Consider the following 14,133-nt stretch of genomic DNA (forward strand, 5'->3'; position numbering starts at 1 on the left):
GGACGCCGGTCCGCCGCTGCCGTCGACCGGCCGATGTCGTCGACCGGCCGATGTCGGCCGATCGGCCGGGGACGCGGCGGCCGGGGAGACCGGTCGGGTCGGTCAGCGGGCCCCGGCGGCGAGGGCGGAGCGTAGTTCGTCACGGACCCGGGAGCTGAGGTCACCGAGGGCGCCGTCGGCCTCCGGCCGCTCCGGTCCGCCGGTCAGGTCCGTCAACGTCCGCAGCTGGTACGCGGGGAGGTACTCGTGGACGACGTCGAAGATCTGGCAGATCTCCTCCAGCCGCTCCCACTGCTCGACGGTCGGCCTCCCCGTACGCCGGACCTCGTCGTACCAGCCGGACACGGCCCGCCCGAACGCCTCGACCAGCTCGGTGAGCAGGGCGGCCACCCCGGCGGCCGAGTGGACCTGGGAGTTGCGGATCCGGACCCGTACCGCCTGGCGGGCGGTGCGACCCGCCTCGTCGTCGTCGAACATCCGACCCAGCAGCGCACCGACCGGGGCGTGCAGGTCGGCGGCGGTGAGGGCCCGGTCGAGGAGGGTGAGCACCGGGTCGGGCAGGCCGGTGAAGGGCGGACCGGTGCCCGACCCCGGGGTCCCCGCCGTCGACGGGCGCAGGCCGTGCAGTTCCCGGTGCAGCGCGGTGAACTGCTGGGCGTTGTGGACCCGCAGCTCGTGCAGGGCGCTGGTGAGCAGACCCACCATGTGCTGGGTGGCCGACTGGCGGCGATCCAGCCGGGCCAGGTGCGGAGCCACCGGCACCAGCGGTCCCTGCTGGGGGTAACGCTCCTCCAGCCGCCCGACCATCGCCTTCAACTCGGCGGTGAGCTGGTCGGCGAAGGACCGCTGCCGGTACACCAGCGGTTCCCGTCCGACGGCCTCCCGCACCCTGGCGCGGAACTGCTCCGGCACCGGCTCCACCACCACCAGGAGGAGTTCACAGTCCCGATGGGCGTGGGCGGTCTGCGCCCTGGTCACGACCGCCGCCGCGTCCCCCTCGTCCAACAGCGGTCCGACCAGGAGGATGCCGCACCCGGCGTCGTCGCGTCCGGCCGGGATCCAGTAGTCGATCCGGCTGTCGGGACTCTCGGTGAGGGGATAGTCCGGGACGTACGAGTCGAGGCCGGAACCGACGAGCACCTGACGGATCTCGGCGGGCAGGTTGTTTCCCCGCAGCCCGCCGTAGAGGTCCCGGGCCGCCTCCCGGACCATCGTCGCCGTCACCTCAGTGCCCTGGTCCCGGGACCGCCCCCAGAGCCGGTGGCAGAGCGAGATCACCCGCCGGGGTACGCCGTGGGCCAGCTCCACCACCTGGGTGACAGTCTCCTCGGTGAACGGGGCCAACCGGTTGCCCTGCCGACGCAGGACGTACGCCCGGGCCTCGGCGACCGTCAGCGGGGTCATGACGACCTGCTCGCCGGTCCGGGCCCGGACGTCCCGGGGCAGCGTCTCCAGCAGGTCGGGCAGCCCGGCGATGATCAGGAACGTGTTGGAGGCGGCGAAGACCCGGAGCAGTTCCTTGAACGCGTCGAGGGCCTCGTCCCGCTCCCTGCCCGCCGCCGTCAGCAGCTGGTCCAGCTCGTCGACGACCAGGACGAAGGGCCTCGGGCCGTACCCGATCAGCAGGGCGAAGACGCCCATCGCCTGGAGGGCGCTGGTCTCCGTCGCGGTCAGGGTGCTGGTGATGCCCCGTTCCCGGAGCACCTCCGCCGGGGGACGACCGGCGATCCAGTCCCAGACCGGGTTCTCGAAACCACCACGGAGCAGCAGCGTCAGCGCCCGAGCGAACTCGCTGTTGTCGGTCACCTCCCGCAGCCGATCCCGGAGCTGACCGAGGAGGCGGCTCTCCATCATGTTGAAGGTGTCCACCACCGCCACCGGATCCAGCGTGCCGTCGAGCAACGACTCCGCCAGCGGCGCCGTCACCCGGGACCGGCTCACCTCCACGGCGAGGATGTCGGCGTACAGGCGGCGGACCTGGCGTTCGACGACGTCCCGACGGTCGGTGAGCTTGTCGGCGAGGGCCCGGTACAGCGAGACGAAGGTGTCCGGCGGGGCGTTGAGGTGCAGCCACTGGAGGTCGCCGCCGAGGTGGTCGGTGGCGTGACGGATCAGGTGGGAGGCGAGATGGGTCTTGCCCGTACCGTGTTCGCCGACCACCGCGAGGACCCGACCCGCCGGGGTACGGGGCGCGGTCCGCAGGGCGGCCAGATAGTCGTCCATCACTGCGGTGGCCTGCTGGATCGCCACAGTGGGTATGGTCACGACGCTCGAACCGGCATCCGCGATCTGCGCGACGGCGCTCGACGGGTAGGGATTGACCGCGCCGGTCGGGTCCGGTGCGTGCGCGTCCATCACGGTTGCTCCCTGAGGCGGCGGGACACACTGATGAAGTGTCGGGCAAGGTGGTTCCAGGTCACCTCATCCGGTCGGTCTTCTTGCACCCGGAGTGTCTCGTACACCCCGAAGAGTAACCGTTGGATCTCGCCGATCGTCGTCTTTCGATTGTCCTGGAGGAACTCGTCGAGCGCCGTCGGGGCCAGGGGCGGAAGGGTACCGGTCGGCAGCCGGCGCAGCCGGTCGGTGGCGAAGAGGGTGGCGTGTTCGTGCTCGAAGGCGTCGACCTGTAGCCGGATCGTCCGCCCGGGGGCGTGCTGGGTGCCCACCTCGGGGGTGGTCTCGGCGAAGAACACCATCCGCTTCGGGGCGCGGACCGCGTAGTACCGCAACTCCTCCGCCAGTTCCGCGCGGGGCAGTAGCACGATCAGCCACTGGCCGGCCGCCAGGCAGGTGGGCAGGTTCCGGTAGGTGCTGTCGGCGTCGTCCCGGGTCTCGTAGACCAGGTCGCTCTTGAGCAGTGTCAGCGCGTGGAGGTTGTCCACCAGGGCCCGGCTGACGTTGCTACGGCGTACCGGGATGGTGTCGCTGTCCTGTGCCTCCCGGGTCAGGTCGACCACCTCGACGTCCTGCCTGTCGGCCTCGATCCGACCGCGTAACCAGTGTGCGCAGCGGTTGATCAGGGTGGTCTTGCCGCACCCCTTCTCCCCGCTGACAAGCACCAGTCGTCCCTCGTGGAGCAGGTCCGCGACGTCCTGGAACCGCTTCTGGAAGTCCTGGAACGACTCCTCGGTGTGGTCCACTGCGACGTAGTAGTCGAGGTGCTCCTCGTGCCGCAGCGGATTGAGCGGATCGGTCTCGACGAACAACCGGGGCACCGCGAACGGATTCGGTGGGGTCCCCGCGCTCGGGTCGCCGCTCACCGCACACTCCTCGGACGGGTCGCCGCTCACCGCACACTCCTCGGACGGGTCGCCGCTCACCGCATGCTCCTCGGACGGTTCGGCAGGCTGCCCGGGCAGCCCGTCGCCGGTCATCGCAGGCCCGCCGGAGTCCGGCCGGGCAGGACACCGGGACTCTCCACCGCCTGGGCCACCTGCCCCACCTCCGCCTCCAACCGGTTCAGCTCCGTGCGTCGGTGCTGCACCCACGTCGACCGCAGGTCGGCCCCGGCGCTGCCGCGCGGGGCGTCGTACAGCGGACCGTCGGGTCGTTCGTCGAGGGCGGTGGCGAGTCGGCGGGGCAGCCCCCAGCTCCGGCGGGCGTCCGCCACCGCCCGAAGACGGCTCGCCAGCTCCTGCCGGCCCCGGCGGATCTCCTCCGGGTTCGGCAGCAGGCCGGGTAATGCCTCCTCCACGTGGCGCAGCAGCGGCTCCACGGCGAGCCGGTACTGCCGGGCCGCCGCCCGCAGCGTGTCGGCCTCGGCCCGCCGGACCCCGACGGTGGCCAGCCGGTGGCTGAACCAGGCGGCCAGCGCCGCACTCGCCGCCGCGAGCACCAGCGAAGGCGTCAGGGTGGCCCACGGGGACGGCCCGCCGCCGCCCCCGCCGGCCCGCCCCGCAGCCGAGATCAGGGCCAGACAGGCCCTGTCGAAGTCCGCCGGCCGGTCCTGCCGCCACTGGTCGGGGCCGCCCTGCCGGTCGTGCCAACGCAACTGACCGTCGGTGGGGGAGGCGGAGGCCAGACCGAGCGCCGAGGCGGCGTCGACGAGGTCGGCCCGGCGTTCTGCGGCCAGGCAGTAGACCCGGGCTCCGTCGTCGGTGCCGGGCGGCCGGGTGACAGCCTGGTAGGACCAGGCGACGACGGGTACGGCGGCCACGGCGACCGCCACCGCCGCGAGAACCCGGCGCAGGTTGACGGATGGCGTCCGCATAGCTGCTGACTGTAGTGAAACGTGGCAATGCGTGGATACCGCCGGCCGGTTGGAAACCCGACTCACCCGGACGGGCCACCCACCCGGACGGTCGGCGGGAGGCTCGGCGGGCCGACGGTGGGCGGGGTGCGTTTCCGGCGGGCCGACGGTGGGCGGGGTGCGTTTCCGGCCCACCCACCGGTGGCGCCGCCGACCGGGGCTACCTGTCGTCGAAGGTGTCGTCGGTCCGACGTCCCCCGCGCGGCGGGTCGGACCACGGCGACGCACCGGCGGTGCGGCGGGGCAGCGGCTCGGTCGGGGTGTCGTCCGGGTATCCGAGGGTGAGGGGAGCGGTGTCCCGGTCCGTCGTCGGCGCGGGCGGCCAGTCGGTGTAGGTGGGCTCCTCGTGCACCGGCTGCGGCTCGGGCTGCGGTGCCGCTGCCGGCGGGGTCACCGCAGCACCCGTACGGGGCCACCGCCGCCACCGCTGACGACTGAACGTGGCCATCACCAGCATCACGCCGATCAGGAAGAGCGTGCCGTTGTCGACAGGCAGCTCCAGCGGCAGCGGATCACCGAAGACCGACCACCCCTGCGGGATCCGGTCCCGGACCTGGAAGGGGGCGACGAGCATCCCGACGTACGGAGTGACGAGCAGCAGCCCGGCGACGAGCGGGCCGAGCGGGGAGAACCGCAGCGTACCCAGCAGACCGAGCAGGATCGCGCCGACGCCGAGGTACACGGCGGGCTCGATCAGGTTGGCAGTGTTGAAGGCCCCGACCTCGACCCAACGGCCGACTGTGCGGCTCGACCCGTCCTGTCCGAGTGTGACAAGGACCCAGGTGACCGGTGCCACCGCCAGGCCGGCGAGGAAGCTCCACAGATGTCGCATTGGCGCACCGTACCGTTTCCGGCATGACCGAGCACTCCTTCGCCGCCTCGGGTAAACCCACGTCGTACTCCCGGGTCACCCTGAGTCGCATCATGACTGCGGTCGATGTCAACCTCTACGGGACCGTGCACGGCGGCGTCCTGATGAAGTTCGTCGACGACGTCGCCGGGGCCGCCGCCGCCCGGCACAGCGGCGGGACCGCCGTCACCGCCGCTATCGACGAGATCGTCTTCTCCGAGCCGGTTCGGGTCGGAGACCTCGTGCACGCCCACGCGCAGGTGAACTGGGCCGGGCAGACCTCGATGGAGGTCGGGGTGAAGGTGGTGGCCGAGCGGTGGGACTCGGCCGAGGACGAGCCGGTCCGGGTCGCCACCGCGTACCTGGTCTTCGTCGGCGTCGACGTGGGTGGCGCCCCCCGGCCGGTCCGGCCGGTGCTGCCGGGGGCACCGGAGGACGAGCGGCGGTTCCGGGAGGCGGAGATCCGTCGGGCGCACCGCCTGGCCCGTCGCCGGGCTATCCAGGCCCACCGCGAGGGCTGACCGGCCCTGTCGTCGCCGCCGAAATCCGGGGTCTATGGCAGGAGGGGACCCTTCTCTACCGTATGCGTTAAGAGGGGGCCCTTCCTTTCTGAGGATCATAGGGCAAGATGGCGTCACGGGATGTGCGACAGGTTGGTACCGGGCCCGAAGGGGGATGAGCGGTGGGTGACGTGCTGTGGACGCCTCCGGCGGACGTACGGGAACGGTCCCGGATCGGTCGGTACCTACGCTGGCTGCGGGACGAACGAGGGCTGGAGTTCGTCGGGTACGACGACCTGTGGCAGTGGTCGGTGACCGATCCGGACGCCTTCTGGCAGTCGATCTGGGAGCACTTCGACGTCGTCGCCGCCACCGCGCCCACCTCGGCCCTGGCCGAGGCGGAGATGCCCGGTGCCCGGTGGTTCCCGGGGGCCCGGCTCAACTACGCCGAGAACGTCCTGCGGATGCCGGGGCTCGCCGACGACGACCCGGTGGTGATCGCCCACGGGCAGACCCGGGCACCCGAGACCCTCACCGCCGCCGAACTGCGTGACCGGGTCCGCCGGGTGGCGGCCGGGCTGCGGCGGCTCGGTGTCGGACCGGGCGACCGGGTGGCCGCGTACGCCCCCAACATCCCCGAGACGTACGTCCTGCTGTTGGCGACCGCCGCCGTCGGCGCGATCTTCTCCTCCTGCGCCCCCGAGTTCGGCACCCGCAGCGTCACCGACAGGTGGCAGCAGATCGAGCCGAAGGTGCTCGTCGCCGTGGACGGCTACCGGTACGGCGAGAAGCCGATCGACAGGCGCGGCGAGGTGGCCGCGATCCGGGCCGCCCTGCCGTCGCTGACGCACGCGGTGACGATCGGGTACCTCGACCCGGCGGGGGAGCCCCCGGAGGGGATGCTGTCCTGGGCGGAGTTGGCGGCGGAGACCGACGAGCCGTCGACCTTCGCCCCGGTCCCCTTCGACCACCCGCTCTACGTGCTCTACTCCTCGGGCACCACCGGCCTGCCGAAACCGATCGTGCACGGGCACGGGGGCATCCTGCTGGAGCACCTGAAGATGCTCGCCCTGCACCACGACCTGGGCCCCGGCGACCGGTTCCTGTGGTTCACCACCACCGGCTGGATGATGTGGAACTTCCTGGTCTCCGGCCCGGCCGTGGGGTCGGCGATCGTCCTGTTCGACGGCAACCCCGGCCACCCGGACCTGGGGGCGCTCTGGCGGCTGGCCGAGGAGACCGGGACCACCTACTTCGGCACCTCGGCGCCGTTCCTGCTGGCCTGTCGCAAGGCCGGTCTGGTCCCGAGGGAGGTCGCCGACCTGTCCGCGCTGCGCGGCCTGGGCTCGACCGGCGCCCCGCTGCCCGCAGAGGGCTTCACCTGGGTGTACGCCGCCGTCAACGACCGCCTCCAGCTCCAGTCCCTCTCCGGCGGTACGGATGTCTGCACCGGTTTCGTCGGCGGGGTGCCACTGCTGCCCGTCTACGCCGGGGAGATCGCCTGTCGGGCGCTCGGGGCGAAGGTGGAGGCCCGGGGCACCGACGGCGTACCGGTCGTCGGTGAGCTTGGTGAACTCGTCATCACCGCACCGATGCCGAGCATGCCGGTCGGGTTCTGGAACGACCACGACGGCACCCGCTACCGGGAGGCGTACTTCGACCTCTATCCGGGTGTGTGGCGGCACGGCGACTGGATCACCATCAACGAGCGGGGCGGCTGCGTGATCACCGGTCGTTCCGACGCCACCCTGAACCGGGGCGGGGTACGCCTCGGCACTGCCGAGTTCTACTCAGTGGTGGAGGGGCTCGACCAGGTCGTCGACTCGGTCGTGGTCCACCTGGAGGACGACGAGGGCGGCGCGGGGGAGCTGTTGTTGTTCGTGGTGCTCGCCCCGGGGTTGGAGCTCGACGACGCGCTGCGCCGCACCATCGCCAGGGAACTGCGGACCTCGCTCTCGCCCCGGCACCTGCCCGACGAGATCCACCAGGTCCGCGCGGTGCCTCGGACCCTCTCCGGGAAGAAGCTGGAGGTCCCGGTCAAGAAGATCCTCACCGGTACTCCGGTCGACGCTGCGGCGGCACAGGGTGCCCTCGCCAACCCCGAGTCCCTGACCGCCTTCGCCACCCTCGCCGCCGGCCGCTCCACCCCCTGACGGGGTGCTCTCGCACCCTGTGACGGGTGCGGCCCCACCCCCTGACGGATGCTGGCGCAACCGTCAGGCGAGGGTGTGGGTGACCTGTTCGGTGTGGGTGCGGGCGGCGAGCTTCTCCGGGTCCAGGTGGGCGCAGAGGACGGTGGAGGCACCGGCCACCAGGGGAGCCAGGAGCCAGTCGACCGGGTCCGGATGACGGGCGGTGTCGATCAGGACCCGCCCGCCCGAGGGGATGCCCAGCTGCGCGGCGCGGGCGGTGGCGCGGGTCAGGAGTGCGGTGTCCTGCGGCCCGGCCGGGGCTCCGCCGAAGTGGTCCCCGTGGACCCGTACCGCGTTCACGTAGTCGGCGAAGCCGTCCGGCACCACCCGCAGCGGGAGGCCGAGGGGGTGCAGGGCGAGGGCGTACCGCTCGCCGGCGGGCCAGGCGTCGGCCTCGGTGACCCGGTCGGCGGCGGCGAAGAGCACCTCGACCGGACCCGGCGAGTCGGCCACCGTCGTCCCGGCCGCCCAGCAGCCCAGCAGCACCGCAGCCGTCTGCCAGTGCGGGGGTGACAGCACCCCGACCGGATCACCGTGGGTGACGGCGGCCTCGTCGACGAGGAGGTTGGCGGTCTTGGCCACCCAGTTGGCGGCTGTCGCACCGGAGATTTCGGTCCGCTCGCCGGTGGCGTCGTCGTACCAGGTCAGTAGGGGTCGGGCGGGGTCGGGTGCGATCGCGTCGGCGAAGACCCGGGCAATGTTGTCGGCCATCGTCGCGAACGATACGCCGCCGGTCCACGTAAGAACCGACAACGACAAGTCGGCGTACGGTCGGGTCGCAGTCAGCAGTGGTGCCGGGCAGCGGCGTAGGCTTGCTCGGAAGTGGCGTTCCCCACAGCGCCGCTGTACGAGTTCCGACAGCGCCGAAGTACCAGCCCGACAGTAACGAAGTGCAAGGAGTCGCCCCGTGACCGCCGGTCGCCCGCCCCGCGTGCTCATCGACGCCACAAGTGTCCCCGCCGACCGTGGGGGCGTCGGTCGATACGTCGACGGCCTGCTCGGTGCCCTGGGAAAGGTCTGTGGTTCCGGGGTGGACCTGGCGGTGGTGAGCCTCCGTACCGATCTGGAGCGATACAGCCGGATGCTGCCGGGGGCGGAGATCATCGCGGCTCCGGCGGCGGTCGCCCACCGGCCCGCCCGACTGGCCTGGGAGCAGACCGGCCTGCCACTGCTCGCGCAGCAGGTGGGTGCCCAGGTTCTGCACTCGCCGTTCTACACCTGTCCACTGCGGGCCGGTTGTCCGGTCACGGTCACCGTGCACGATGCGACCTTCTTCACCGAGCCGGAGCATTACGACAAGTCACGCCGGACCTTCTTCCGTAGCGCGATCAAGACCTCCCTGCGCCGGGCCGACCGGGTGATCGTGCCGAGCAAGGCCACCCGGGACGAGCTGATCCGGCTCCTGGACGCCGACCCGACCCGGATCGACGTCGCCTACCACGGTGTGGACCACTCCGCCTTCCACGCCCCCGGCGAGGAGGAGAAGGCCCGGGTCCGGGCCCGGCTCGGGCTGGGCGGGAGCAGCTACGTCGCCTTCCTCGGGGCGAAGGAGCCGCGCAAGAACGTCCCCAACCTGATCCGGGGCTGGGCTCGGGCGGTGACCGACCGGGCCGACCCGCCGGCCCTCGTCGTCGCCGGGGGACAGGGGCACGACGACGAGATCGACAGGGCTGTCGCCGAGGTCCCCTCGCACCTGCGCCTGCTGCGCCCCGGTTACCTGCGCTACGCCGACCTGCCCGGCTTCCTCGGCGGGGCGCTCGTCGCGGCGTACCCGTCCTACGGGGAGGGTTTCGGTCTGCCGATCCTGGAGGCGATGGCCTGCGCCGCCCCGGTCCTCACCACCCCCCGGCTCTCCCTTCCCGAGGTGGGGGGCGACGCTGTGGCGTACACCAGTGAGGACCCGGACCAGATCGCCACCGACCTGGCCGCCCTGCTCGACGACGAGCAGCGGCGACTCACCCTGGCGAAGGCGGGTTTCGACAGGGCGAAGGAGTTCACCTGGGCGTCCAGCGCCGAGGTGCACATCGCGGCGTGGAGTCGGGCCCGTTCCTGAGAGTTCGATCCCGGTCGGCGTGAGGAAGCGTCCGCCCCGTGGCGGTTCGGGCATGATGTGGTGATGCTCTACGCCGTCATTCCGGCGGGGGGTAGCGGCACACGTCTGTGGCCGCTGTCCCGTGCCGGCCACCCCAAGTTCCTCCACCCGCTCACCGGCACCTCGGCCTCGCTGCTCCAGGCGACTGTCGACCGGTTGGCCCCGCTGACCACGCCCGAGCGCACGCTGGTGGTGACCGGGGCGGCGCACGCCGCATCGGTGGCCCGACAGCTGACCGGGCTGCCCGAGCAGAACATCCTGGTGGAGCCCTCCCCACGAGACTCCTGTGCCGCCATCGCCCTGGCCGCCGGGGTCATCGCGCTGCGCGACCCGAAGGCGGTGATGGGCTCCTTCGCCGCCGACCACCTGATCGGGGACCCGCAACGCTGGGCGGAGACCGTCCGGGAGGCGGTACGCGGCGCCGAGCAGGGGCTGTTGATGACGGTCGGGATCACCCCGACCCGCCCGGAGACCGGGTACGGCTACCTGGAGACCGGCGACCCGACCGACGTCGGTCCACTCCGGCCGGTGGCCGAGTTCAAGGAGAAGCCGGCCGCCGAGGTGGCCGAGGCGTACCTCCGCTCCGGGCGGCACCTCTGGAACGCCAGCATGTTCGTCTGGCGGGTCGACGTCTTCCTGGCCGAACTGGCCCGTCAGCAGCCCGCCCTCTACACCGGCATCACCGCGATCGCCGCCGCCTGGGGCACCCCGGAGCAGGACGAGGTCCTGGGCACCGTCTGGCCCACCCTGCCGAAGATCTCCGTCGACTACGCGGTGATGGAGGGCGCGGCGGAGGCCGGTCGGGTGGCCACCGTCCCCGGCGACTTCGGCTGGAACGACGTGGGGGACTTCCACACCCTCGGCGACGTCCTCCCCGCCGACGCCGACGGCAACGTCGTCCTCGGTGCCGAGGGCAAGCCCGGAGTCCTGATCAAGGACAGCACCGGCCTGGTGCTGGTGCCGCAGTCCGGGCGCCTGGTGAGCGTCCTCGGCCTGCACGACGTGATCGTGGTGGACACCGCCGACGCGGTCCTGGTCTGCCCCCGGGACCGGGCCCAGGACGTCAAGGCGCTCGTCGACGAGTTGAAGGAACGGGGCGAGGAGAACCTCGTCTGAGGACCCCGGGGCCGACCGGTCGACACCGGTCGGCCCGACCGGGGCTGATCAGAGGGCGAGGGCGGCGACGGCGGTGCCGTCCACCGGCGGCGGCAGCGGTACGGACGCCACCGACTCGGCGGCCAGGGCGGTGCGGAGCCGCTGCACGTCCGCCCCGAACCGGACCAGGGCGGCGGGGGAGGTCGGGTCGGCCGGGGAGGCCAGCACCAGTCCGGTAGCACCGGTCGGCCACTGCGGCATGGTGGCGACCAGCGTGGCGCGTACCTCGTCGTCGACGAGGGTGAAGGTGGTTCCCGGCGCGACCACCTCGGCCACCGTGGCGATCGCCCGCCGGACCGCCGCCGGGTCGGCCGCCTGCTCCGGGTCGGCCGGGACCGTCTGCCGGTCCGGCAGGGTGGCGGCCGCCCGCAGCCCGACGGCCGTCGCCTCGGCGGTGCCGAGGGAGAACAGGTCGAGCGAGGCGTCCCGGACCAGGGTCGCCGCACCCGGTCCGTCGTCCCCGTCGGCCGCAGGAAGGTAACCCCTGACCACCGCCACCGGCACCTGGTCGCACTTGCCCTTGACCAGCTCGGCCGCGCCGGCCAGTTCGTCCACCACCGCCATCTGGGTCAGGCTCAACTCGTTGCCGTACGGGTCGACCTCACCCCGGTGGTCGCGCAGCGCAGACATCCCGGCCACCCCGAGCGCCACGTCGGTCAACCCGTTGCGCCACGGCCGCCCCATGGTGTCGCTGACGATGACGGCGACCTCGACGTCGTACCGGTCCCTCAGTTCGGTCCGGAGCGTCCGGGCCGAGGCGTCCGGGTCCCGGGGGAGCAGCACGAGCTGGGTCTTGGCGACGTTCGACGCGTCGATCCCGGCGGCTGCCATCACGAAACCGTGGTGCGTCTGCACGATCCTGGTCGCCCCCCGGCTGGCCACCACCCGGACCGTCTCCGCAGCCAGCACCTCGTCCCTGGCGGCGAGCCGTTCCGGGCCGTCGGCGGGCACGTCGACGAGCCGTCCCTCCGCCTTCGAGATGATCTTGCTGGTGACCACCAGGACGTCCCCGTCGCGCAGCCAGGGAGCGGCGTTGCCGATCAGTGCCGCCAGGTCGTCGCCCTCGGACACGTCGCCGATGCCGAGCACCGGCAGGATTTCCAGTCTCACGTCAGCTCCAATGCCGCCCGTACCATCGCCGTCGTCGCGGCCTCGTCGGTCATCCGCAGAGGTGCCGCGCGAACAGTCACCTCCGGTACCACAGTCGCCGCATCCTCCTCGGCGACCAGCCATCCGTCGAGCAGACCACCGGTGCGGCGACTGCCGTAGAGGCGACCGACCCCGGCGGCGCTGCACTCCACCCCCAGCACCTCCAGACAGCGGTCGGCCATCCCCCGGACCGGGGCACCCCCGATGATCGGTGAGATCCCCACCACCCGCCCCGGGGCCTCGACGAGCGCCTGCCGAAGCCCGGGTACGGCCAGCACCGGGGCGATGCTGACCACCGGGTTGCTCGGCGCGACCAGCACCACGTCGGCGGAGCCGACCGCCTCCAGGACCCCGGGGGCCGGGGTCGCCGTGTCCGCCCCGACGAAGACGAACCGGTGGGTGTCGATCCGGGCCCGGTACCGCACCCACCACTCCTGGAAGTGGATGGCCCGCTGCTCGGCGGTGGAGGTCGGCGGGGCGTCGACGTCGTGACCCGCCCCGCTGACCACCGCGTGCGTCTCCAGCCGGTCGTCGGTCGCCGGCAGCACCCGTACCCCCGGCTGCCACCGGGCGGCCAGCGCCTCGGTGACAGCGTGCAGGGGGTACCCGGCGTCGAGCATGGTGGTCCGGACCAGGTGCGTCGCGATGTCCCGATCGCCCAGGCCGAACCAGGTGGGCTCCGCGCCGTACGCCGCCAGCTCCGACTTGACGGTCCAGGTCTCGGCGACCCGACCCCAACCCCGGTCCGGGTCCGCCCCGCCCCCCAGGGTGTACATGACGCTGTCCAGGTCGGGGCAGACCTTCAGTCCGTGCAGGCGCAGGTCGTCGCCGACGTTGACCACGGCGGTCACCTCGGCGCCGACGGCGCGCGCGTACGCCCGGACCCCGACCAGGAACCTCGCCCCGCCGATGCCGCCGGCCAGAACCACGATGTGCATGGTTCCCATCCTCGCCTACGAGACGCCATGGGCTCGGGGTCGCCCGCAGAGACTAGGCTCACGTCCGCAACCGTCCATCAACACCCTTCGAGGGGGAGCTCGTGAACAGCCCCGCCGAGCCCGCGTCACCGGACGCGCCGCAGGCCAGTCAAGCGACCAAGCCACTCCGCGAAATCGGCGCATTCGTGCTCCTCGGCGCGAACGCGGTGCTGCTGTTCATCGGCCTGATCAGGTTGCTCGCCCCGAGCCACGGGGACTTCACCACCCGCGCCGGCAGCACCTACGGCAGCTTCATCGGGCTGGAGGCCACCGTCCTGCCGCTGCTCGCGGTGCTCCTGGCCACGCACGTGCAGCCGGTGGTGCCGAAGGCCAAACTGATCATCCAGGCGGCGCTCGGGCAGTACGCGTTCGGCGCGGTCCTCGGCGCGTTGACCTTCCTGATCTGGACGGTGGGTCGGTTGGCCGCCGCAGACGTGCTCAACGCGCTGCTCGGGGTTCTCGGCCGGGTCGCCTGGCTGGCCCTGTTCGGGTTCGCGGCGTTCCTGGTCTACCAGATCTGGCGCACCCTGTTCCCGAAGCCGGTCTCACAGCCCGGCATGTACGGCCAGCCCCAGCCCGGTTGGCCGCAGCAGCCCGGGGGTTACCCGAACCCCGGTCAGCAGGGCGGATACCCGCAGGCCGGCCAGTACGGCTACCCGCAGTCCGCGAACCCCGCCTCGGCTCCGCCCTTCGGTGCCCAGCCGTCCTCGCAGCACTCCGGACCCCCCTTCGGCGGCCAGCAGTCCGCACCGCAGTCCGCGCCGCCGTTCGGCGCTCCCCAGTCGGCTCCGCCGTTCGGTGCCCAGCACTCCCCGCCGCAGTCCGCGCCGCCGTTCGGCGCTCCCCAGTCCGCGCCGCCGTTCGGTGCCCAGCCGTCCCCGTTCGCCGCGCCGCAGCCGCAGTCGGCACCGCCGTTCGGCTCCCCCGCCCCGACCCCGGGTGCGCAGGCGGCCACCCCGGCCGGGCCGG

General features: G+C 72.5%; 12 protein-coding genes. 5 read left to right on the forward strand and 7 right to left on the reverse strand.

Translation table 11 applies throughout. The annotated features are described in order from the left end of the window. Window positions 1–102: 102 nt before the first annotated feature. The 4 genes from ABT336_RS19555 to ABT336_RS19570 all read right to left on the reverse strand — a co-directional run bounded on the left by ABT336_RS19555 (window position 103) and on the right by ABT336_RS19570 (window position 5,081). The gene (locus ABT336_RS19555; protein ID WP_350898048.1) at window positions 103–2,355 is read right to left on the reverse strand and encodes an AAA family ATPase; all 2,253 of its coding nucleotides are present in this window, start codon (window positions 2,353–2,355) and stop codon (window positions 103–105) included. Then, entirely contained in the window at window positions 2,355–3,320 is a 966-nt protein-coding gene (locus ABT336_RS19560; protein WP_350898049.1) for an ATP-binding cassette domain-containing protein, read from the reverse strand. The genes ABT336_RS19555 and ABT336_RS19560 overlap by 1 nt, the downstream gene beginning before the upstream one ends. Before the next feature lie 50 nt (window positions 3,321–3,370). Then, the gene (locus ABT336_RS19565; RefSeq protein WP_350898050.1) at window positions 3,371–4,210 is read right to left on the reverse strand and encodes a hypothetical protein; all 840 of its coding nucleotides are present in this window, start codon (window positions 4,208–4,210) and stop codon (window positions 3,371–3,373) included. Between the two features lie 199 nt (window positions 4,211–4,409). Continuing rightward, window positions 4,410–5,081, reverse strand: a complete 672-nt coding sequence (locus ABT336_RS19570) for a hypothetical protein (protein ID WP_350898051.1) — start codon at window positions 5,079–5,081, stop codon at window positions 4,410–4,412. 23 nt (window positions 5,082–5,104) lie between these two features. On the opposite strand from ABT336_RS19570, the gene ABT336_RS19575 reads away from it, so the two are divergent. Together ABT336_RS19575 and ABT336_RS19580 are read left to right on the forward strand one after the other, a co-directional pair. Continuing rightward, window positions 5,105–5,620 carry an acyl-CoA thioesterase gene (locus ABT336_RS19575; RefSeq protein WP_350898052.1) on the forward strand — a complete coding sequence of 172 codons (516 nt, stop codon included), beginning with the start codon at window positions 5,105–5,107 and terminating at the stop codon, window positions 5,618–5,620. A gap of 161 nt (window positions 5,621–5,781) precedes the next feature. Beyond that, window positions 5,782–7,752, forward strand: coding sequence for an acetoacetate--CoA ligase (locus ABT336_RS19580; protein ID WP_350898053.1), 1,971 nt, complete (start codon window positions 5,782–5,784; stop codon window positions 7,750–7,752). 63 nt (window positions 7,753–7,815) lie between these two features. On the opposite strand, the gene ABT336_RS19585 is transcribed toward ABT336_RS19580, so the two are convergent. Continuing rightward, on the reverse strand, window positions 7,816–8,502 hold the full coding sequence (locus ABT336_RS19585; protein WP_350898054.1) for a TIGR03089 family protein: 687 nt from the start codon (window positions 8,500–8,502) through the stop codon (window positions 7,816–7,818). Window positions 8,503–8,698: 196 nt separating this feature from the next. On the opposite strand from ABT336_RS19585, the gene ABT336_RS19590 reads away from it, so the two are divergent. Then, window positions 8,699–9,844: a glycosyltransferase family 4 protein gene (locus tag ABT336_RS19590; protein WP_350898055.1), complete on the forward strand. Its 1,146-nt coding sequence runs from the start codon at window positions 8,699–8,701 to the stop codon at window positions 9,842–9,844. A 63-nt stretch (window positions 9,845–9,907) separates the two neighbouring features. After that, complete coding sequence (locus ABT336_RS19595; protein ID WP_350898056.1) at window positions 9,908–10,999, forward strand: mannose-1-phosphate guanylyltransferase; 1,092 nt, start codon at window positions 9,908–9,910, stop codon at window positions 10,997–10,999. A 48-nt stretch (window positions 11,000–11,047) separates the two neighbouring features. Here ABT336_RS19595 and ABT336_RS19600 read toward each other — a convergent pair whose 3' ends face one another. Both ABT336_RS19600 and cofD read right to left on the reverse strand, forming a co-directional pair. Next, window positions 11,048–12,148 (reverse strand): coenzyme F420-0:L-glutamate ligase, encoded by a 1,101-nt coding sequence (locus ABT336_RS19600; protein ID WP_350898057.1) that lies wholly within the window; start codon window positions 12,146–12,148, stop codon window positions 11,048–11,050. Next, window positions 12,145–13,125 carry a 2-phospho-L-lactate transferase gene (gene cofD, locus ABT336_RS19605; protein ID WP_350898058.1) on the reverse strand — a complete coding sequence of 327 codons (981 nt, stop codon included), beginning with the start codon at window positions 13,123–13,125 and terminating at the stop codon, window positions 12,145–12,147. The genes ABT336_RS19600 and cofD overlap by 4 nt, the downstream gene beginning before the upstream one ends. A gap of 101 nt (window positions 13,126–13,226) precedes the next feature. On the opposite strand from cofD, the gene ABT336_RS19610 reads away from it, so the two are divergent. After that, the coding region (locus ABT336_RS19610) for a hypothetical protein (protein ID WP_350898059.1) at window positions 13,227–14,133 on the forward strand (907 nt) is incomplete at its 3' end.

Origin of the sequence: Micromonospora sp. NPDC000207 (assembly GCF_040300925.1) — a bacterium.
Lineage (GTDB): Bacteria > Actinomycetota > Actinomycetes > Mycobacteriales > Micromonosporaceae > Micromonospora.